Origin of the sequence: Mesorhizobium sp. 113-1-2 (assembly GCF_016756475.1) — a bacterium.
Lineage (GTDB): Bacteria > Pseudomonadota > Alphaproteobacteria > Rhizobiales > Rhizobiaceae > Mesorhizobium > Mesorhizobium loti_C.
Window position 1 is genome coordinate 7767827 of record NZ_AP023242.1, and the last position, 19616, is coordinate 7787442.

General features: G+C 60.6%; 16 protein-coding genes and 6 pseudogenes. 15 read left to right on the plus strand and 7 right to left on the minus strand.

The features are described 5' to 3' along the window. Positions 1-7: 7 nt before the first annotated feature. Genes bioB through panD form a run of 6 tightly spaced genes read left to right on the plus strand, consistent with a single transcriptional unit; the run spans position 8 to position 5527 of the window. Positions 8-1003: a biotin synthase BioB gene (bioB, locus tag JN279_RS37290; RefSeq protein ID WP_010913547.1), complete on the plus strand. Its 996-nt coding sequence runs from the start codon at positions 8-10 to the stop codon at positions 1001-1003. Further along, positions 1000-2139 carry an 8-amino-7-oxononanoate synthase gene (locus JN279_RS37295; RefSeq protein ID WP_202351647.1) on the plus strand — a complete coding sequence of 380 codons (1140 nt, stop codon included), beginning with the start codon at positions 1000-1002 and terminating at the stop codon, positions 2137-2139. The genes bioB and JN279_RS37295 overlap by 4 nt, the downstream gene beginning before the upstream one ends. Next, entirely contained in the window at positions 2136-2771 is a 636-nt protein-coding gene (gene bioD, locus JN279_RS37300) for a dethiobiotin synthase (protein ID WP_202351648.1), read from the plus strand. Before JN279_RS37295 ends, bioD begins: the two co-directional genes overlap by 4 nt. Further along, a complete protein-coding gene (locus tag JN279_RS37305) occupies positions 2771-4036 on the plus strand; it encodes an adenosylmethionine--8-amino-7-oxononanoate transaminase (RefSeq protein ID WP_202351649.1) in 1266 nt (421 codons plus the stop codon). Before bioD ends, JN279_RS37305 begins: the two co-directional genes overlap by 1 nt. Continuing rightward, positions 4033-5016, plus strand: a complete 984-nt coding sequence (locus JN279_RS37310) for a beta-ketoacyl-ACP synthase III (RefSeq protein ID WP_010913543.1) — start codon at positions 4033-4035, stop codon at positions 5014-5016. The genes JN279_RS37305 and JN279_RS37310 overlap by 4 nt, the downstream gene beginning before the upstream one ends. Positions 5017-5074: 58 nt before the next feature. Further along, on the plus strand, positions 5075-5527 hold the full coding sequence (gene panD / locus JN279_RS37315) for an aspartate 1-decarboxylase (protein ID WP_010913542.1): 453 nt from the start codon (positions 5075-5077) through the stop codon (positions 5525-5527). 445 nt (positions 5528-5972) lie between these two features. Here the strand turns inward: panD and JN279_RS37320 are convergent, their stop codons facing one another. After that, entirely contained in the window at positions 5973-6164 is a 192-nt protein-coding gene (locus JN279_RS37320; RefSeq protein ID WP_010913541.1) for a hypothetical protein, read from the minus strand. 305 nt (positions 6165-6469) lie between these two features. After that, positions 6470-6634: pseudogene (locus tag JN279_RS37325) on the minus strand (SDR family NAD(P)-dependent oxidoreductase); the annotation flags it as partial. Between the two features lie 162 nt (positions 6635-6796). Between JN279_RS37325 and JN279_RS39065 the strand changes: the two are divergent. Beyond that, positions 6797-6940: pseudogene (locus JN279_RS39065) on the plus strand (LysR family transcriptional regulator); the annotation flags it as partial. On the opposite strand, the pseudogene JN279_RS37330 reads toward JN279_RS39065, so the two are convergent. The 4 genes and pseudogenes from JN279_RS37330 to JN279_RS37345 form a co-directional block, all read right to left on the minus strand. Further along, positions 6927-8134: pseudogene (locus JN279_RS37330) on the minus strand (beta-ketoacyl-[acyl-carrier-protein] synthase family protein). The pseudogenes JN279_RS39065 and JN279_RS37330 sit on opposite strands and share 14 nt — an antisense overlap. Further along, positions 8135-8430, minus strand: a pseudogene (locus tag JN279_RS37335) (acyl carrier protein). A gap of 290 nt (positions 8431-8720) precedes the next feature. Further along, the gene (locus tag JN279_RS37340; protein WP_244734334.1) at positions 8721-10238 is read right to left on the minus strand and encodes a radical SAM family RiPP maturation amino acid epimerase; all 1518 of its coding nucleotides are present in this window, start codon (positions 10236-10238) and stop codon (positions 8721-8723) included. A 41-nt stretch (positions 10239-10279) separates the two neighbouring features. Continuing rightward, positions 10280-10669 carry a hypothetical protein gene (locus JN279_RS37345; RefSeq protein ID WP_080511923.1) on the minus strand — a complete coding sequence of 130 codons (390 nt, stop codon included), beginning with the start codon at positions 10667-10669 and terminating at the stop codon, positions 10280-10282. 104 nt (positions 10670-10773) lie between these two features. Between JN279_RS37345 and JN279_RS37350 the strand changes: the two are divergent. Next, a pseudogene (locus tag JN279_RS37350) lies at positions 10774-11033 on the plus strand (MFS transporter); the annotation flags it as partial. Between the two features lie 65 nt (positions 11034-11098). Here the strand turns inward: JN279_RS37350 and JN279_RS38630 are convergent. Beyond that, on the minus strand, positions 11099-11284 hold the full coding sequence (locus JN279_RS38630; RefSeq protein ID WP_202362419.1) for a hypothetical protein: 186 nt from the start codon (positions 11282-11284) through the stop codon (positions 11099-11101). Here JN279_RS38630 and JN279_RS38635 point away from each other — a divergent pair. From JN279_RS38635 to JN279_RS37390, 7 genes and pseudogenes are all read left to right on the plus strand, one after another. Further along, the gene (locus JN279_RS38635; RefSeq protein WP_244734335.1) at positions 11253-11714 is read left to right on the plus strand and encodes a hypothetical protein; all 462 of its coding nucleotides are present in this window, start codon (positions 11253-11255) and stop codon (positions 11712-11714) included. The two genes, JN279_RS38630 and JN279_RS38635, sit on opposite strands and share 32 nt — an antisense overlap. A 245-nt stretch (positions 11715-11959) precedes the next feature. Further along, positions 11960-13279 carry an oxygen-independent coproporphyrinogen III oxidase gene (hemN, locus tag JN279_RS37360; protein ID WP_010913532.1) on the plus strand — a complete coding sequence of 440 codons (1320 nt, stop codon included), beginning with the start codon at positions 11960-11962 and terminating at the stop codon, positions 13277-13279. Positions 13280-13604: 325 nt separating this feature from the next. Continuing rightward, positions 13605-14417: an arylamine N-acetyltransferase family protein gene (locus JN279_RS37365; RefSeq protein ID WP_010913531.1), complete on the plus strand. Its 813-nt coding sequence runs from the start codon at positions 13605-13607 to the stop codon at positions 14415-14417. A gap of 268 nt (positions 14418-14685) precedes the next feature. Next, positions 14686-15177, plus strand: a pseudogene (locus JN279_RS37370) (Tn3 family transposase); the annotation flags it as partial. A gap of 362 nt (positions 15178-15539) precedes the next feature. Next, positions 15540-15836, plus strand: a complete 297-nt coding sequence (gene groES, locus JN279_RS37375) for a co-chaperone GroES (protein WP_010913529.1) — start codon at positions 15540-15542, stop codon at positions 15834-15836. Positions 15837-15901: 65 nt separating this feature from the next. After that, the gene (groL, locus tag JN279_RS37380; RefSeq protein ID WP_202351650.1) at positions 15902-17560 is read left to right on the plus strand and encodes a chaperonin GroEL; all 1659 of its coding nucleotides are present in this window, start codon (positions 15902-15904) and stop codon (positions 17558-17560) included. Positions 17561-18111: 551 nt separating this feature from the next. After that, a complete protein-coding gene (locus JN279_RS37390; RefSeq protein WP_010913527.1) occupies positions 18112-19605 on the plus strand; it encodes an NAD-dependent succinate-semialdehyde dehydrogenase in 1494 nt (497 codons plus the stop codon). Positions 19606-19616: the final 11 nt, after the last annotated feature.

Below are 19616 nucleotides of genomic sequence, written 5' to 3' on the forward strand. Positions count from 1 at the left end.
AGATTTTATGAACGAACTCAGCCCAGACCTGACCTCGGATCCAATCGGTTGGGCGCTTCCCCCTTGGACGCGAGCGGAAGCCCAAGCGCTCCACGACGCGCCATTCAACGACCTTTTGTTTCAGGCGCAGACCGTTCACCGGCAGAACTTCGATCCCAACAAGGTCCAGCTGAGCCGGCTTCTCAGCATCAAGACCGGCGGATGCCCGGAGGATTGCGGCTATTGCAGCCAATCGGCACATCACGAAAGCGGGTTGAAGGCGTCAAAGCTGATGGAGGTCCGGCGCGTCATCGCCGAGGCGACCAAGGCACGCGATGCCGGCGCCACCCGCTATTGCATGGGCGCGGCCTGGCGAAACCCGAAGGCGCGCGACATGGACGCGGTGGTGGCGATGGTCGAGGGTGTCAAGGCACTCGGCATGGAGACCTGCATGACGCTCGGCATGCTCGATCTTGAGCAGGCCGCTCGTCTGAAACAGGCCGGTCTCGACTACTACAACCACAACATCGACACCTCCGAGCGCTATTACTCAGAGATCATCTCGACCCGCACGTTTGCCGACCGGCTGGATACGCTCGCCAATGTCCGCGACAGCGGCATTAAGGTCTGTTGCGGCGGCATTGTCGGCATGGGCGAAGAGCCGGTGGACCGGATCGACATGCTGGTGACGCTGGCCAACCTGCCGGAGCATCCCGAAAGCGTTCCGATCAACATGCTGATCCCGATCGAGGGCACCCCGCTGGCCGAGGCCAAACCCATCGAGCCGATCGAATTCGTGCGCGTGATCGCGCTGGCCCGCATCATGATGCCGAAGTCGCACGTGCGTCTTTCCGCCGGCCGCACCGCCATGACCGATGAAATGCAGGCGCTGTGCTTTTTTGCCGGCGCCAACTCGATCTTCGTCGGCGACACACTGCTGACGGCGGACAATCCCGGCGAAGACAAGGATACTCTGCTGTTCCAGCGTCTCGGCATCGAGCCGATGGAAATCGGCACGCAATGAACGAGGCACTTCTTGTCCGGTATGACGCGTCCTTGCGCGGACTGGCGCGCAAGGACCGGCTGCGCACACTTGCACCGCGCGCCGGGCTCGACTTCTCGTCGAACGACTATCTCGGGCTTGCCGCCTCCAAAAGACTTGGCGAAGCGGTGGCGGCGGCGATTGCGCGGGGGACGCCGGTCGGCGCGACCGGATCGCGGTTGTTAAGGGGCAACTCACCGGAGCACGAGGCTCTGGAGGCAGACGCCGCGGCGTTCTTCGGCGCCGAACGCGCGCTGTTCTTCGGCAGCGGCTATATCGCCAACTTCGCTCTGCTGACGACGCTGCCGCAAAAGGGCGACCTCTTGATCCTCGACGACCTTGCTCATGCCAGTATGCATGAGGGGGCCCGCGCTGGCCGCGCCGAGTTCAAGCTCGCCGCGCATAACGACAGCGATGCTGTCGAGGATGCGATCACCCGCTGGCGCGCCGAAGGCGGCATGGGCCGCATCTGGATCGCGGTCGAAAGCCTCTACAGCATGGATGGCGACCGCGCCCCGATGGCGCGCCTTATCGCGCTTGCCGATCGGCACGAGGCATTCCTCGTCGTCGACGAGGCGCATGCCACCGGCATCTGGGGACCGAACGGCCGCGGGCTGGCCGCCGCTTTCGAGGGCCGCGACAACACTGTCGCACTTCACACATGCGGCAAGGCGCTCGGCGCGTCCGGCGCACTCGTCACCGGGCCGGGAACGCTATGCGACTATCTCGTCAACCGCTGCCGGCCATTCATCTACGCCACCGCGCCGTCGCCTCTGATGGCGGTGGCAGTGCGCGAAGCGCTGGCCATGCTGTCCGACGAGCCCCAACGCCGTGTCCAGCTGCAGGAGCGCGTAGCCTTCGCGGGCCGCCAATTGGCCGAGCGCTGCGGCGTGAAGCCCAGCGGCTCGCAGATCCAGTCCTTTGTCATCGGCGACAACAGGCGCACCATGGCGGTGGCGGCGGCGCTGCAGACGCGCGGCTTCGACATACGCGGCATTCGTCCGCCGACCGTACCCGAGGGCACATCGCGACTGCGCATTTCGCTGACGCTCAACGTCGACGAAGCCGACATTTCGGCCATGGTCGGGGCACTCGTCGAGGTGCTGGCCTCGGCATGACCAAGCGCATCGTTATCACCGGAACGGATACCGGCATCGGCAAGACGGTGTTTTCGGCCGGGCTCACCGGCCTGCTCGACAGCTTCTACTGGAAGCCGGTGCAATCGGGGCTCGACGAGGAGACTGACAGCCAGGTCGTGGAACGGCTCGCCGGCCTTCCGCCGGGGCGCGTGCTGCCGGAAGTGTATCGCCTGAAGGAGCCGCTGTCGCCGCATCGTTCGGCCGAACTCGATGGCGTCGCGATAGACGTGGCAAGGCTCTCGCTTCCGGACTTGCCGGGTCCGCTCGTCATCGAAGGTGCCGGGGGACTGATGGTGCCGCTCAATCGGCGCACCAAGTTCATCGACATATTCGCGCAGTGGCGGGTGCCGGTCATCCTGTGCGCCCGTACCAAGCTCGGCACGATCAACCACACGCTGCTGTCGATCGAGGCGCTCAGAGCCCGTTCCATCCCGCTCATCGGCATTGCCTTCATCGGCGATGAGGTGGCCGATACGCAGAGAACAATCGTGGAATTCAGCGGCGTGCGCCAGCTTGGCAGGCTGCCACACATCGATCCGCTGACGAGTGAGACGCTGCGGGATGCGATGGTTGCCGGCTTCGACCTCACAGCGATCGCAGGAGGCGAATGATGCCGCAGTCCCGTGTGTGGCATCCCTTCACCCAGCACGCGCTCGAGCCCGCCATCCCTGAAATCGCCCGGACGGAAGGCGCCTACCTCTACAAGGCCGACGGCACGCGCATCCTAGATGCCATTTCCTCCTGGTGGGTCGTCACGCACGGCCACCGCCATCCCCGCATCATCAAGGCTATCGAGACGACCGCGTCTAGCCTCGACCAGATCATCTTCGCTGGCTTCACCCACGAGCCGGCAGAGCGCCTGGCCAAGGCACTTGTCGGCCTCGCTCCCGCCGGACTCGACTGGGTGTTCTATTCCGACAGCGGCTCGACCTCCGTCGAGGTCGCGCTGAAGATGGCGCTCGGCTATTTCCGCAACATCGACGCGCCGCGCTCGCGCATCGTCGTCATGGAGCACAGCTATCATGGCGACACCATCGGGACGATGAGCGTCGGTGCCCGTGGCGCGTTTAACGCCGCCTACGAACCTTTGCTGTTCGAGGTCGACACCATCCCCTTCCCGGCCGCGGGACGCGAACAAGAGACGCTGGATCGGTTCGAGGCAGTTGCCCGCGACCGGCGCGCGGCCGCGCTGATCGTCGAACCGCTCGTGCTAGGCGCCGGCGGCATGCTGATGTATCCGGCCTGGGTTCTGGCCGAATTGAAGAAGATCGCAGAAACCTCCGGCACGTTGCTGATCGCCGATGAAGTAATGACCGGCTGGGGGCGGACCGGAACCATGTTCGCCTGCGAGCAGGCGTCCATTTCTCCGGACATCCTATGCACGTCGAAGGGCTTGACCGGTGGCGCGATCCCTTTGGCGGCCACGCTCGCCACCGATGCCATCTTCCAGGCCCATTATTCCGAAGACCGTAAGAAAACCTTCTTTCATTCGAGCTCATACACCGCCAATCCGATTGCCTGCGCGGCAGCACTCGCCAATGTCGAGATCTGGCGCGACGAGCCGGTGGCCGAGCGGGTCGCGGCTTTGAGCGCGAAGCAGGCCGCCGGGCTGCAACGCTTCCGGGACAACCCATATTTCACCGACTGCCGAGCCACTGGCACGATCGCTGCCCTCGACCTGCGCACCGGTTCCGCCGGCTATCTCGCCGAGATTGGTCCGAAACTGCGCGCGTTCTTCCTCGAGCGCGGCCTGCTTGTTCGTCCGCTCGGCAATGTCCTCTATCTTCTCCCGCCCTATTGCATCACCGGCGGCGAGTTGGACGCACTCTACGACGCGATCGAGGAGGCCGCCGAACGCTTCGGGTCTAGGCCATGAGCAAGTCGTCGCGCATTCTCGGGTTCGGTCATCATACGCCTGGGCGCAAGGTGGCGAATGCCGAGATCGAGAACAATCTCGGCCTCGAGCCGGGCTGGATCGAAAGGCGTACCGGAATCCGTTCGCGCTTCTGGGCAACGGACGGAGACACGCTGTCTGGTCTTGCCACGCAGGCTGGCGACATCGCGCTGGCGAACGCCGGTATTGACCGCAGCGACATCGGGCTGCTGTTGCTTGCCACCTCGACACCCGATCACCTTCTGCCGCCCAGTGCACCCTTGGTCGCGCACAAGCTCGGCCTTGGCCGCGCAGGCGCGGTCGATCTGACCGGCGCCTGCGCCGGCTTCGTCTATGCGCTGATGTTCGCGGACGGGTTCACCCGCCTGCACGGCAAACCAGCGCTGGTCATCGCCGCCAACATCCTCAGCCGCCGCATCAATCCCGCCGAGCGCGCGAGCTCAGTCCTTTTCGCCGATGCCGCCGGCGCCCTGGTGATCGGTCCTTGCGAGGATCCCTATCAGGGTATTCTCGGCGCTTCGGTGGATTCCGACGGCTCGCGCTACGGGCTGATCCAGATCCCGGCAGGCGGAAGCAACACCCCGTTCCATGGCGAGCTCGATCTCGAGCAGACCCGCATGACGATCACCGACGGCCGCGAAGTGTTCGCCAAGGCGGTTGAGATGATGACTGCCTGCTCGCAGGACGCACTCGCGGCGGCCCGGATGCGGCCGCAGGACATCGATCGGTTCGTGCCGCACCAGGCCAATGCCCGCATTTTCGATGCGGTCGGGCGAAACCTCGGCATCGCCGATGAAGCGATCGTCAAGACGATCGCCGAGTATGGCAACTCTTCCGCCGCGACGATCCCGCTCTCGCTGTCGCTCGCCCATCGGGCGGCGCCGTTCCGGCCGGGGGAGAAGGTTCTTCTGGCGGCCGCGGGTGCGGGTCTTAGCGGCGGTGCGCTCGTCGTTGGAATTTAGCCGCGCGAACCGAACTGCCAAGACTGACCTTGAACGATGAATACAGGGACAACGACCAATGCGAAAACTAGTCGCCGGCAAGCTGCACGGCATCCACGTCACAGAAGCGAACCTCAACTACCATGGTTCGATAACGCTCGACCCCGACCACTGCGAGGCAGCCGGGATCCTGCCGATGGAATTCGTGGAGATATGGAACAAGAATTCCGGTGCGCGGATTTCGACCTATGTCATCCTCGGCGAGCGCGGCTCACGGTGCTGCATCCTCAACGGAGCGGCGGCTCGCACCTGTCAGCCCGACGACCCGATTATCGTCTGCAACTCCATCTATCTGGACGAAGCGCATATCACTTCGCTGAAGCCGCGCATCGTCACGTTCGACCAGGATAACCACATACTCGACCGCCTGAGCTACTCCGTCGATATTGACACAGACGGCCGTTACAGTTTCGCCATTCTTGACGAGGCGGATGAGCCTTTGGTCATTCCTGCCCTGGTCTCCGGGGCGTGAGCCGCGCTCCACAGATGTGCGAGCCTCGGCACTGAAGAGCGTCTGGTCTAAGACTCGACGAAGTTGCTGATGCTCAGCTTCGAAAGGCTGATGCCCACCACGCCTTGGGCACCGTGGGCCTTCGTGGGATGGCGCAATGTCTCGCAGCTGCTGATCCGCGAACAGCGGTTTGCATGTCTGACCCTTGTCTCAGGTTACTTGCGGTGGCGGCTTGCAAATTCTTGCTGCTTTCTCAAGCGCCGCGGCCGGGTCCTTGACGACCTGGCTTTTCATGATCTTTGCCGCCGTGTCGATCAAGCAGGCTACCGTCTTCCGCATCGGCAGCGGTGCCAACCATCATCGCGAATATGGCTAGCCGAACGGCCGCAAGCAGCATTGAGGTGGGCCTTCGGCAAGTGTTTCCCGCCGGCGCCAAGGCTCACCAGCCATCCGACGCCTGATCCGGTTACATATCAGGTTCGTCGATCGGTGGCTTGGCAGCAAGACCGAGCCTGGCTCGTTGGCCATCGGCGTAATTTTCGGCGGGAAACTGTGTCTTGAACCGAAGAACTGTCAGTTTGCCGTCCTCGACAATATGAACAACCCATCCCCCACCACAACGCTTGACGCGCACGTCATTAGGTTCGCCAGCCACCATTGCTGCCCCTCATTTTCGTCGCCCTTGGGCTGAGACTGGAAGTCGTTCCCGCACATCGGAAAACATAGGACCTTACGTAACGTCAAGCCCCGATTTTGGGATAGCCGATGCCTTGTCGATTTCAGGGTGACGGCGATTCTGGTCCGCAACGTCCGTGAGTGCTCAAATCGATTTAGATGCGCAGATTTGCATGTTAATTCAGCCTTGTTATCCACAGCTAATGTGAATGGGAACGCGTATTCAGTCCGAGATTACCTCTGCAAAAAATCTGCCGCTCTGGTGCCTCAGCGCGATCACCCGGCAATCGCCGGAAACAGTCTTGTCCGCCCGCCAAGCTCGGCAGCCAACATCTCGAGCTTTTCGACACGCGTGCCGTGCAGGCCGACGGTTGCGCCCTGCGCGTGCAGCGTCCGCGCCACGGCCTCGCCGATTCCACCACTTGCTCCGGTGACGAGCGCGTTGCGGCCGGTCTTCCACGGAAGCGGTCACTGGCGGCCATGCGCCTTTCAGATATTATCGGATACAGCTTTGGACAGGCCATCGAGCCGAACTCGAAGGGCTCGCTTAACCTTCCGGGTAGCGGTACGTCGACGTCGCTTCAACAGTTGAGAATTTTGCAAAAGATGGGGCCCCGGCTTGTCCAGCTTCCGCTGCCACTTGGCGCATTCACCGAGGCGGTCCAAGGGCACGTCCTTCACAATCGTGATCCGGCAAGCATTTGGAAACGAGAGATAGAGTTACTGGAGGCATCTCGCATGCCTTCTACACTTGCTTGAACGCCAGAACTGCGTTCATGCCGCCCATGGCGAAAGCGTTGCTCAGTGCCACGCGCACCTTGCGCTCGCGCGCCACATTGGGCGTGACGTCGAGATCGCAATCGGGGTCTGGCTCGCGATAGTTCGCGGTCGGCGGCACAATGCCCTCCTGGATCGCCATCACGGAGGCGATCATTTCAAGTGCGCTCGCTGCGCCCAGGCAATGCGCGTACATGGACTTGGTGGACGAGACAGACATCGAATAGGCATAGTCTCCGAAGACGCGCTTGATCGCCGCCGTCTCAGTCTGATCGTTGGCCTTGGTGCCGGTGCCGTGGGCGTTTAGGTAGTCCACGTCCTCCGCATTCAGCCCGGCGTCGGCAAGGCAAGCGCGGATCGCGGCCTCCGGCCCCTCGACAGACGGCGCGACGATGTGGAAGGCGTCGCCGGAAAGGCCGATGCCTGCGATCTCGGCAAGGATTGTGGCACCGCGCACGGCGGCATGCTCATAGCTTTCCAGCACGGCCATGCCCGCACCCTCGCCTATCACCACTCCCTTCCTGTCGGCGGAGAAGGGCCGGCACGTATCTGGAGCGAGCGCGCGCATTGCTTCCCATGCCTTCATCTGAAGGCATACGAGCGGCGCTTCGGCGCCTCCGGCAAGCATCACGTCGGCCCGGCCGAGCTTGATCTGATCCGCGGCCGAAGCGATCGCATGGTTGGCTGATGCGCATGCGGAGGCGATGGCAAAGACCGGGCCGCGCAGGCCGAGACTCATGCTGACCTGGCTGGCAGCGGCGCTCGGCAACCCCCTTGGTGCAGTGTAAATGCCAGCACGCTTCGCGCCGCCCAAAAGGAGGTCACGGTAGGTTTCTTCGACCGTTCCCCAGCCCCAGCCGCAGACGCCCACTGTCGCGCCGAAGCGATACGGATTTCCCTTATCGCAGGAAAGTCCGGCGTGCTGCATGGCTTCGCGCGCTGCAAGCACAGCGAGCAAGCTGTGGCGGTCCATGGAGACGAGCTGGTTGCGGCCGATGTCGTGCTGGGGCAGCTCCTTGATCTCGGTACCGACAGTCCCCTTCATCTCATGAAGCGCGGAAGTGACCATCGGGCGGATGGCGGAGCGACCTTCGCGCATCTCTTTCCAGATAGAGGCGGCGTTGTTGCCTAGCCGCAAAGCCCCCCTATCCCAGTAATGACGACTCGCCTGTCCAATCAGACCTCCTTCGCAAGCAAACCGCGGACGGCTTCCACCATGTCGCCGACATTCTTGAGATTCGACCAGGCGTCAGCCGCGTCATGTCGATCTTGATGTCGTAGGCCTGCTCCACATCCCAGAGGAGATCCGCCAGACCCAGCGAATCGACTCCGAGCGAGGTCAGTTCCGTGGCAGTCGTTATTTCGCCGATGGTGGACACACTCTCGCCGCTTTCCGATTCGACGCGGTTCCCTGTTGCGCCGCTTTCGGTCGCGTGGCTCAGGGGCTTCGCAGCCCCGCCGGGAATGGTCATCAGCCGCTTCAGGCCTTCATCCGCGAGAGCCGAGCGGGCAACATCGCGTTCGATGACCTGGAGGTGGGACCAGATGATCCGTGAGGGGAACGCCACGCCGGCCTGGCTCGCCAATGACTTCAATGCCAACCGTCGGCATAGAGCGGTCCGGTAAGCTTGGCGCCATTGTCATTGGCGAAGCCTTCGGCGAGCACCTCGATTTCGTCGAGGCCGGCCGCGATAGCCCGCTTCACCCGAGCGGGACGCAGGGCAGTGGCGTTGCGGACAAAAAAGCCCGCGGCCCGCGCCCGTCATCCCGTTTTGCCAAGCGAAATGTCGTCGAGGTCCTCTTCGATCACCCCAGCCGCGTATAGCTGATCGAGCAAGTCGGCGACTGCAAGGACGCTCGCTCCGTCCGTGGCCCGCATAATCAGCTCCGAGGCTGTACAGTTCCCGCTCGCGATTAGATGGCCAATGGGAATCGGAACCACCCCGTCGAGCACTCGATGCTCACTGTTGCGTGAGCGGAGATGGAAGCAGTGGTCCCCTGCCTCGTATTGCAGGTCTCCGCGGAAGCGAATTGGCCGGTTGGGAGGGGGGCTTTCGAGCATATTCTCGTCGATGATGCTATCGAGACCTTCCAGGAACTCGTCGGGCGTGCTGAAGAAACGTTGAGCCACGATTCGGTACCCAAGAGGCCAGCGTTCGCTACCCGGTACCGGCGTCACCAGTTGTAAACGTCCCTGCCGCATGTTCACGAGAAAGCCAGAAACACAGGCGATTGTCGTGGGACAGCCCTCCGGCACGGCGATTGCGGCGTCTTTGCCGGCTGCCCTGAGTTTCTCCTTCCGCGCTCGTGCGCGCCCGGTGAAAGCCTTTGCGGTCGGCCCGTCCTTGCCCTGCAAGATGAGTTCGACCCCCATCAGGTCCTCGGGCGAAAACGCCGCGTGTATCTGATTAAGATGGTCCGTGCTTAGCACTGAGAAACGATTGGTCACGCGACCGTAGCGTTCGAACAGTTCGAGCACGCGGTTGGTGAGTGCCTGATCCTTGAGCGGGGCCGCCGTCGTCGTTTGTGGCAATTCGCCCGTGATCTGATGGTAGTCGAACAGAAAACGGTCGTACTCCGGGTTGTCGATCGGGTCTGTGGCCCAGTAACAGAAGCCAGTGCGGACTGCCGAACCAAACATTTCGCTCGCCGCACGGAGCACGCCGCGCCAAACCTCTGCATGCTCCTCAGTGTATTCATAGTAACCTTTGAAGGTACCCGCCGAGAGGCCACAGAACCAGCAACCGACGGTGCAGCCTTCGCTCAGCTCGAAAGCGATGACAGAGTGCGCGATTGACGGCGCCAATTCGCCCATTTCGTCGTTACAGCGCCGGATTTGGCGCTCGCGCCAGGCATGAAAGCGAGGATTGATAGTCGACATTTCGCCTTGGCCGCGCAGGAGGTCGCGATGGCGCAACATCTCCCGCGTATACTCATCCCACATCATAGCCAGCGGCCACGGGGCAGACTCCGGCTTGAAGCGATACTTCAGGTAGTCACCGCACCAGAGCGGCAGCATCTCCATTGGGTCAACTTCGATGCCGTATCGCGCGGTCACTATCCGAGGGTTGTCGAGGTTCTCGGAAAGCGCCGTACGGAATTTCCCATCACCGGCCAGCCGCTCCATGAAGCGCTTGATATGTGACAAACTGCGCCGTTCCTTAGGCGTGCGCCGATCAAAAATCTGCCGCCAGCGTTCGCTCCGAGGGTAGAGATGAGCCCTTGCAGCGGTCCCTTGTCCGCCTGATGGCATTATCTCGTTGACAAGCTTTGCGATCATGTTCTCGTCAGACCGGCTCCTTCGAGCCAATGCGATCAGAGCTAGCTCGCGACAGCTACAACTATCACAACAACGACAACGACCGCGACCGCGACCGCGACCGCTGCAGTTTTTCCATCGACTTTAACAGGGCTCATGGACGTACACGGAGCGCAATTAGCCAACGCATTGGTGTGTACAAGGCTGGTCAAGGTCGAAACACTCGAACCACCCTTGCGGCCCGCAGTCGCGCGAAGCTTCTTGCTATTTGGTTTTTCTCGGCTGTTCGATCGGATAAAACCTTTAACCTCGTCGAGTGTGATGTTGTAGTCGAGGTCCTTTGCAAATTCTACAATCGATGCAAGCCCTCCAGCACGCCGTTTGAGGTTTTCAAGCGGACTGCCTTTTTTTCCCAACTCGTTGATGAATCGCTCTACGTCAGCTCGCGCCATAGCTAATTCCCGCCTCTGCTCAGTGTCCGAGCTATCCAGCCATCTCGCTCTCACAAGCGATCGGCTGATGTACCAGCAAGCTCCGTACCAACCTCACATCTCTGATTTTCGGCTTGGCCAGCATTTCCATACTGGCGCTGCTCCCTCTCGTCGTCCGGAATCAATTGAAGAGCGGACGGATCGTCTACGGCATTTTATTGGCGGCTTCGGCACCGGTGCTTTCATCGCGGGCATGAGCAACGGCTACCTGAGGCGAATCACGTCTCAAAACAAGCTGGTGGCGTTCGCCTCTGTCGCTTGGGCAGCCTGCTCCCAAGCGACAAGCGTGTCGCGCTTGCGACAATTACGGTGCGACTTATCCTAGACGGCCGCCCACCGCCCCAGAATAATCCATTGAATTCAAGCGTGTCTTACTGGCACAGCTCTTGCCTAGAAGAGGCGAAGCGGTTCATTTCCATCGCTTCGGCTACGTTTTTCGAGGCTTTCGAAAGAGCTAACCATCAGCAGTACATCTATGAACAGCTTAATGACGGCGACGGCCTTAGCTACGGCGACCGCCATGACGGCTTCCGCCCAGCCCCAGATGACCACCATCGCCAAGGCGATCGGTTCCAACCCCAACGAGGCTCCTAACGATGCCACCGACCCCCGCGCCTATCTGAACGAGGTCGACGACGTCGAGGCGATGACCTGGGTCAGGGCGCATAACCTATCGACCGTCAATAAGCTGTCGAAAGATCCGCGCTACAGAGAATACCAAGCCGACATTCTGAAGATCCTACAGGCCACCGATCGTATTGCTTCGCCCGGCCTTGCGCAAGGCGACATGATCGACAACTCTGGCAGGATGGGACGCACGTGCAAGCCTTGTGGCGGCGTGCGAACTGGGAATCCTACAGGTCAGGCAAGCCGCAATGGCGCACCATCCTCGATGTCGATGCACTGTCCAAGGCCGAGGGCAACCTGCAGGGATACGCCCGCCGTTACGCCCTCGAATACACCCACATGTCTCAAAAACTCATGGACAATAGTGCGCAAGCCTTAGGACCGTGTGGATTGAAGCGAGATGAAGCCGGCGGCGAGGGCGGAGACGTGGCGCGCACTACGGGTGGAATCGAACACCTGCATCAGATGCGCCGACCAAATCCGCCCTTCGCCAACAGCGCCCCAATAAAGCGCACCCGTGCGCGCTTCCATGGAGACTATTGTACACAGGCTAATTGGCACGACGGAAATACAAGTTGCGCCGCGACGGCAGGTATGGAGCTAACATCAAGATGAGAAACGGCTATGCTACAGACAAAACATAGCGAGGCGTGCCTGCCTTGGTATTTCAATTATCCAACTGCACCGCAGTTCTCCGCAGCGATCGGCGCGGAGGCCTATGGGGAATGGCTCGGCGGCCTATCGGCTAACGATCCCGTATCGCTCTATATCCATATTCCGTTCTGCCGGTCGATGTGCTGGTATTGCGGCTGCCCTACTACCATCACCCAGCGGGACCCGCCGAACCAAAATTACGTGGCGGCGCTGCGCGGCGAGATCCATTTGGTCTCAGAGCTAACGCCGCAGGCGCTGCCCGTGAGCGACGTGCACTTTGGCGGCGGAACGCCCACGCTCCTTGAGCCAACGGAATTCCTCGCCTTGACGGAGCTTCTACGCCGCCGCTTCGCGTTCAGGCAAAAGACCGCCATCGCCGTCGAGATCGATCCGCGCACGTTCACCGCGGAGATGGCCGAAGCCTTAAGTGCAGCCGGGGTGAACCGCGCGAGCCTCGGCGTGCAAAGTTTCGACCCCAGTGTTCAAAAAGCGATCAATCGTATCCAGAGTGTAGAGCAGACGGCGACTGCCGTCGAAAACCTGCGCCAGCAGGGAATAAACCGCATTAACATCGATCTCATCTACGGTCTTCCCAATCAGACGATGCAGTCCTGCGTCCAGACCGCCACGGTGGCGGTGGCGATGCGCCCGCAGCGGATTGCCGTGTTCGGATACGCTCACACGCCGTCTTCTAATAAACATCAGCGCCTCATCGAAAAGGCAGGACTACCGGACAGCGCTGCCCGCGCCGAACAAGCTGCGGCCGTCGCCGAGACGCTGGTTGCTGCCGGCTACCGAGAGATTGGGGTCGACCACTTCGCCTTGCCGGACGACGAGCTCGCATTGGCTCAGAAAACCGGTCGCCTGCGGCGCAACTCCCAAGGTTACTCTGCCGACACCTGCAAAACCCTGATCGCCTTTGGTGCGTCGGCTATCGGGCGTGTTGGAGAGGGTTACGTCGAGAACGCAGGCGCGCTGGAGGCCTATAGTCAGCATATCGCAGCTGGTCGCTTGGCAACGTCGAAGGGCTACCGTCTCATCGGCGAAGACCGCGTCCGAGGCGCAATCATCGAGCGACTGATGTGTGATCTCGAGGCCGACGTACCGGCAATCTGTGCCGCCCACGGATTTGATTGGACCCATTTTCTCGATTCAGCTGAGCGCTTGGCGATGCTGGCCGACGACGGGATAGTGGACGTCGAGAATGGCTTCATCCGCGTGCGGCATGGCCATCGCATTTTGCTTCGCTCTGTTGCTGCCGCGTTCGACGCTTATCTCGACCAATCGTAGTGAGCCACAGCGAGTCACCATGAGCGGAGGCCTGAGAAGGTCGACTGTTGCAATCCGCTGTGGATCGGAAGTCCTTTGTGTACCCGTTTTTGCAGCACCGTGATGTTCAGTGCCCTGTACGAGCAATGCCCGCGTTTCCGGATCACGAGGGGTATTTGCAGCGCTCGAACCGCCGCTTTGGTTCAGTGCGAACACGAGGAATGGTCGGCATGTTCACTTCTATAGGGGGAGATGGCCACCTTACTCTGCTCCGTGAACCCTGGGACGTCATCGCGCTTTCGGCAGGCGTTCAACGAATACGAATCCTAGGTGTTAAGGACATCCCATGGCATTCAATATTGCGATCTATCTGAATCGTATCGGCCTTGCTCGAGTGCCGACAACGGTCGACGGTCTTGTTGCCCTTCAGCAGGCTCAAATGCGCGCGATTCCCTTTGAAAACATCGATGTGCTGTTGGGTGATATACCCAATCTGACTGAGAATTCGATCTGGGCCAAACTGATCAATGCCCGGCGAGGGGGGTATTGCTTCGAATTGAACAAGTTGTTTGGCTTGGCGCTCGAAGCACTCGGTTTCACGATCCAGCCCATCCTTTGCAGAGTGCGTATGGGTGCTGCGGAGGGTGGGCCACGCACACACCAGGCATTCATCTTAACCATCGAGGGCGTCGACTGGCTCGCCGACGCTGGCTTCGGTGGTCCAGCACCGATTGCACCGCTACGGATCGATACAGAGGAACTGCAAACAGCTGGCCGTGACGTGTTTCGCCTGCGAGCTGACTCCGCCAGCGGAGAACTCGTCGTTGAACGCAAGAACGGGAATGAATGGTTCCCTCTTTATGGTTTCGATCGAGCCACCGCCTTGCCCTCAGATTTTGAGGGCGCCAACTTCATCTGCGCTCGCTGGGACCGTTCGCCGTTTCCATCCAGCCTCATGATGAGCGTGCTGACAGCCGAAGGGCCTGCGAACTTGTTCAACAAGGATTTCAGCTTGATTCGGAACCAAATTGAGGAAACAGAAACCCTCAAAACGAAGAGCGAACTGCAGCGAGTCTTGTCCGATGTTTTTCGGCTGCACCTTCCTCGGTCCACGATTGATTCGTTGTGGGAAAAGCTTGGGTCGCGTGGACGGGTATAGGAAAGAAGGCCGTCAAGCCTTGCACTGCGGCGGTTTTCAGCAGTCGGATTTGCCCTTTTTGCAGGCACCGTGTGTGGCATCACTCGAAGCCCCATACGTAAATGACCCTGCTCGCTTAAGACCGCTCACCAGCCGTCAGCGGTGGCAGCCAATCGGCAGCTCTAACCATGATCTCCGAATTGGAAAGGTGAGCGTCGGTTACGGTGTCGCCACAAGCGATCAAGCATACCAGTCGACCCAGCATCAGGCTGCGCTGCCGTGTCCACCGCGCGCTACTAGCGCTCACCAGATCGGCTGGATGAGAACCTTCCATGCCCGGTCGGAGACCTATCGCGCGGCGCAAGCATGCATCACCGATGCGCACACCCGGCATCCACATTCTCGATTTTGGGGCAATGGAACGACCGCGTCATCCGATGGGCAGTTCTTTCGCGCGAGCGACCGAGCGGCGAAGCGCGGCGACGTCAATCTGCACTATGGCAGCGAGCCGGGCTCGAAGTTCTATAGCCATCTGTCAGATCAGTACGGCTACTTCAGCATCCTGCCGATCAGCCCGACCGAAAGCGAGGCAGCCTATGTGCTCGGTGGGCTGTTCGACCAGGACACGATCCTCGACATCCAGGAACACTTCACCGATACGGGCGGCGCGAGCGATCACGTCTTCGGGCTGTTTGCCCTGATCGGCAAACGCTTCGCGCCGCGACTACGCAACCTCAAGGACCGGAAGTTCCGCACGTTCTCCGAAGCGATGAGCGCTCCTTTTGGCGATGCAACCCGAGGTTAGGGATGAATTGCAAAAGGCTCAAGACTGTTCGGCTGGCCGTCGATTCCGGCCGACTGCTCGGCCGTTAATTTCACATAATTTCACATTCCAAATAAGACACAAAAGTCGGCCCAAAGCTTACGGCCGAAACGCGCGTAGGCAGTGGGATTGCGCCGTAAAGGGGGTCCGGCTTCCGCGCCGATTCCACATCTTTTGCCCTCCGGTCCGTCCCCCCGCCCGTCTTGACTAAGTACGAACCTACAGCCTATCTCACGATCATCTTAGCACTCCCCAATAGCGAGTGCTAACCACCCTCCGGCAACGGAGAACCTTCAACCTGCGCACCAGGGATAGTAAAAATGGCACAGTCGAATTTGCGGCCGCTTCATGACCGCGTGGTCGTTCGCCGAGTCGAATCCGAATCCAAGACCGCCGGCGGGATCATCATACCCGACACGGCAAAGGAAAAGCCGCAGGAAGGCGAGATCATCGCCGTCGGTTCCGGCGCCCGCGACGAAGCCGGCAAGCTCGTTCCGCTGGACGTCAAGGCCGGCGACCGCATCCTGTTCGGCAAGTGGTCGGGCACCGAAGTCAAGCTCAATGGCGAAGACCTTCTGATCATGAAGGAAGCCGACATCATGGGCATCATCGGCTAACACGCCGCTGCCTTTCATCCGTACCATCCAATCTGAATTTCGGGCGAAATGCCCAGGAGTACAAAATGGCTGCCAAAGACGTAAAATTCTCCCGTGACGCCCGCGAGCGCATGCTGCGCGGTGTCAACATCCTCGCCGACGCGCTGAAGGTGACGCTCGGCCCCAAGGGCCGCAACGTCGTTATCGACAAGTCGTTCGGCGCCCCGCGCATCACCAAGGACGGCGTCACCGTCGCCAAGGAAATCGAGCTTGAAGACAAGTTCGAAAACATGGGCGCTCAGATGGTCCGCGAAGTTGCTTCGAAGACCAACGACATCGCCGGTGACGGCACCACGACCGCAACCGTTCTGGCGCAGTCGATCGTCCAGGAAGGCCACAAGGCGGTTGCTGCCGGCATGAACCCGATGGACCTGAAGCGCGGCATCGACCTCGCGGTTAGCGACGTCGTCTCGACGCTGATCAAGAACGCCACGAAGATCAAGACCTCGGAAGAGGTTGCCCAGGTCGGCACAATCGCCGGCAATGGCGACGAGTCGGTCGGCAAGATGATCGCGGAAGCGATGCAGAAGGTCGGCAACGAAGGCGTCATCACGGTTGAGGAAGCCAAGACCGCCGAGACGGAACTCGAAGTCGTCGAAGGCATGCAGTTCGACCGCGGCTATCTCTCGCCCTACTTCGTCACCAACGCCGACAAGATGGTTGCCGATCTCGAGGACGCCTACATCCTGCTGCACGAGAAGAAGCTCTCGAACCTGCAGGCGATGCTGCCGGTTCTCGAAGCCGTCGTGCAGACCTCGAAGCCGCTGGTCATCATCTCGGAAGACGTCGAAGGCGAGGCCCTGGCCACGCTGGTCGTCAACAAGCTGCGTGGCGGTCTGAAGATCGCCGCCGTCAAGGCGCCGGGCTTCGGTGATCGCCGCAAGGCCATGCTGGAAGACATCGCCATCCTCACCGGTGGCCAGGTCATCTCGGAAGACCTCGGCATCAAGCTCGAGAACGTCGGCCTTGACATGCTCGGCCGCGCCAAGAAGGTGTCGATCTCCAAGGAGAACACCACCATCGTAGACGGTGCCGGCAAGAAGGAAGAGATCCAGGGCCGCGTCGCCCAGATCAAGCAGCAGATCGAGGAGACCACCTCGGACTACGACAAGGAGAAGCTGCAGGAGCGTCTCGCCAAGCTCGCGGGCGGCGTTGCGGTGATCCGCGTCGGCGGTGCGACGGAAGTCGAAGTCAAGGAAAAGAAGGACCGCGTTGACGATGCGCTGAACGCGACACGCGCAGCCGTCGAAGAAGGCATCGTTCCCGGCGGCGGCGTTGCCCTGCTGCGCGCTTCGCTGAGCATCAACGCTGTCGGCGCAAACTCCGACCAGACCGCTGGCATCAGCATCGTGCGTCGTGCGCTGCAGGCTCCGGCCCGCCAGATCGCGGCCAACGCCGGTGCGGAAGCCTCGATCGTTGCCGGCAAGATCCTTGAGAACAAGGGCGCGACCTTCGGTTTCAACGCCCAGACCGGCGAATATGGCGACATGATCGCCATGGGCATCGTCGATCCGGTCAAGGTCGTGCGCACGGCTCTCCAGGACGCGGCCTCGGTCGCCGGCCTGCTGGTCACCACCGAAGCCATGATCGCGGAGGCTCCGAAGAAGGAGTCGGCTGGCGGCGGCGGCATGCCTGGCGGCATGGGCGGCGGCGGCATGGGCGGCATGGGCGGCATGGATTTCTAATCTAGCCTCTATCAGCTTTCGGATACCGAGAGGGCGGCACCGACGCCGCCCCCTTTTTTTTGGGACGGAGCCGGTCGGAAAAGGTTTGGGCTCGCGTGATATTGTCGTGCGCGCGCCTACACGGCCACACTACATCGTCGCAGTGGAGCTTTCGGGTGGCGAACTGAACAAACATGGCTTTGTGCGCGACTATCAAGACTTAGCAGCGCTTAAGCCACTACATCGATGGCACGTTCGACCATGGCGGTCGGTTTTCGATATGCCTGATATGAGCGGCCGTGGAAGCCGCTCAAAGAATGATACCGCAGTGCTGTTGCCAACGTCGGCGATTTCGATGATCGACTCCGCCTATGCCAGCTCTTCACGAGCTCTATCCGCGCTTGCCTGTTATGGAGCGAAAGCCTTAGCGCGACTCGTGATTGAGGCTGTCATTGCTATGGGCTAATCAGTCGGGAAGCTGCGCTTGCAATGACGGAGGGCCGGAACGATTTCGTCCGATCATCTGGCACAAGTTGTGCTTATTAGTACGTTGCGAAGCTAGTAACTTAACCATGAAGGGGGACGACGGTTTGACCGTGACACAGTCGCTGACGAGACGTCTCAAAAATCCCGAGCTATTTGACGATCTGGCCGGTGTGCCTGGTCGGAAGGCGGAGCAATCCACGAGGCGTTTTTCGGTGTTCAATCCCTCAACGGGCGAGCTGTTGGCTGAGCTTCCAGATATGGATGTCCGGGACGTTTCCAAGGCAATCGATAAGGCTGAAGCTGCGCAGGAACATTGGGCGGCGCTCACCGCGCGCGAGCGCTCCGACATCTTATGGGAATGGCACCAACTGATCCTCGACCACAGCGAGGATCTTGCAGCCATTTTGACGGCTGAAATGGGTAAGCCGCTTGCAGAGGCGAAGTCTGAAATCGCCCATGCCGCAGCCTACCTCCAATGGTATGCCGAGGAGGCCAATCGCATCTATGGCGAGACGATTTCGCCGCCTTCTAACGACAGGCGTATGCTGGTAATCAAACAGCCGATCGGTGTTGTCGGCGCCATTACTCCTTGGAATTTTCCCGCCTCGATGGTGGCTCGCAAGATTTCGCCTGCGCTTGCCGCCGGCTGCGCGATTGTTCTGAAACCCGCGGAGCAAACACCGCTTGTCGCGGGTGCTATGTTCACGCTTGCCCGGATGGCAGGTTTTCCCGATGGCGTTCTAAACTTGATCTACGCATCGGAAGGCGATGCGGTTGGGCGTGAACTTTGCTCGAACCCGAAGGTCCGCAAGATCAGCTTCACTGGGTCGACCGAGGTCGGGCGGCTACTCATGAGGGAGTGTTCGGATCAGATCAAAAGAACCAGCTTCGAACTTGGTGGTAACGCTCCTTTCATTGTTTTTGATGATGCAGACGTCGACGCTGCCGTCGATGGTGCGCTACAGGCAAAGTTTCGGAATGCAGGCCAGACCTGCGTTTCAGCCAATCGGCTTTACGTACAGTCCAGCGTGTATAATGAATTCTGCGACAAATTCACCAAGCGCGTCAGTGCATTGCGCGTCGGTGACGGTTTCGAGCCAGAAGTTGCGATCGGTCCCCTGATCGATAAGTGCGCGCTTGCAAAGATTGAAGATCATATTCGCGATGCTGTGCGGCAGGGTGGGAAGATCCGTTGCGGTGGCAACCGTATCGGCGAATCGGGAACCTTCTTCGAGCCCACGGTGATCACCGACGTCGAAAGGACAATGCGGGTCGCTCAGGAAGAAACCTTCGGACCGCTGGCTCCCATAATCCGCTTCAACGATCCCGACCAGGTGGTGCGCGAGGCGAATGACACGATTTACGGTCTTGCAGCCTACTTCTACGCTTCCAATCTAAAGCGCGTGTGGCGCGTGGCTGAAGCCCTCGAATACGGAATGGTCGGCATCAATACGGGACGCATGTCATCCGAGGCCGCACCCTTTGGCGGAATGAAGCAATCAGGGATCGGTCGTGAGGGGTCGCGCCACGGCCTCGAGGATTATCTCGAAATGAAGTACCTGTGCATGGGTGGGCTATAATCCCACAGCAT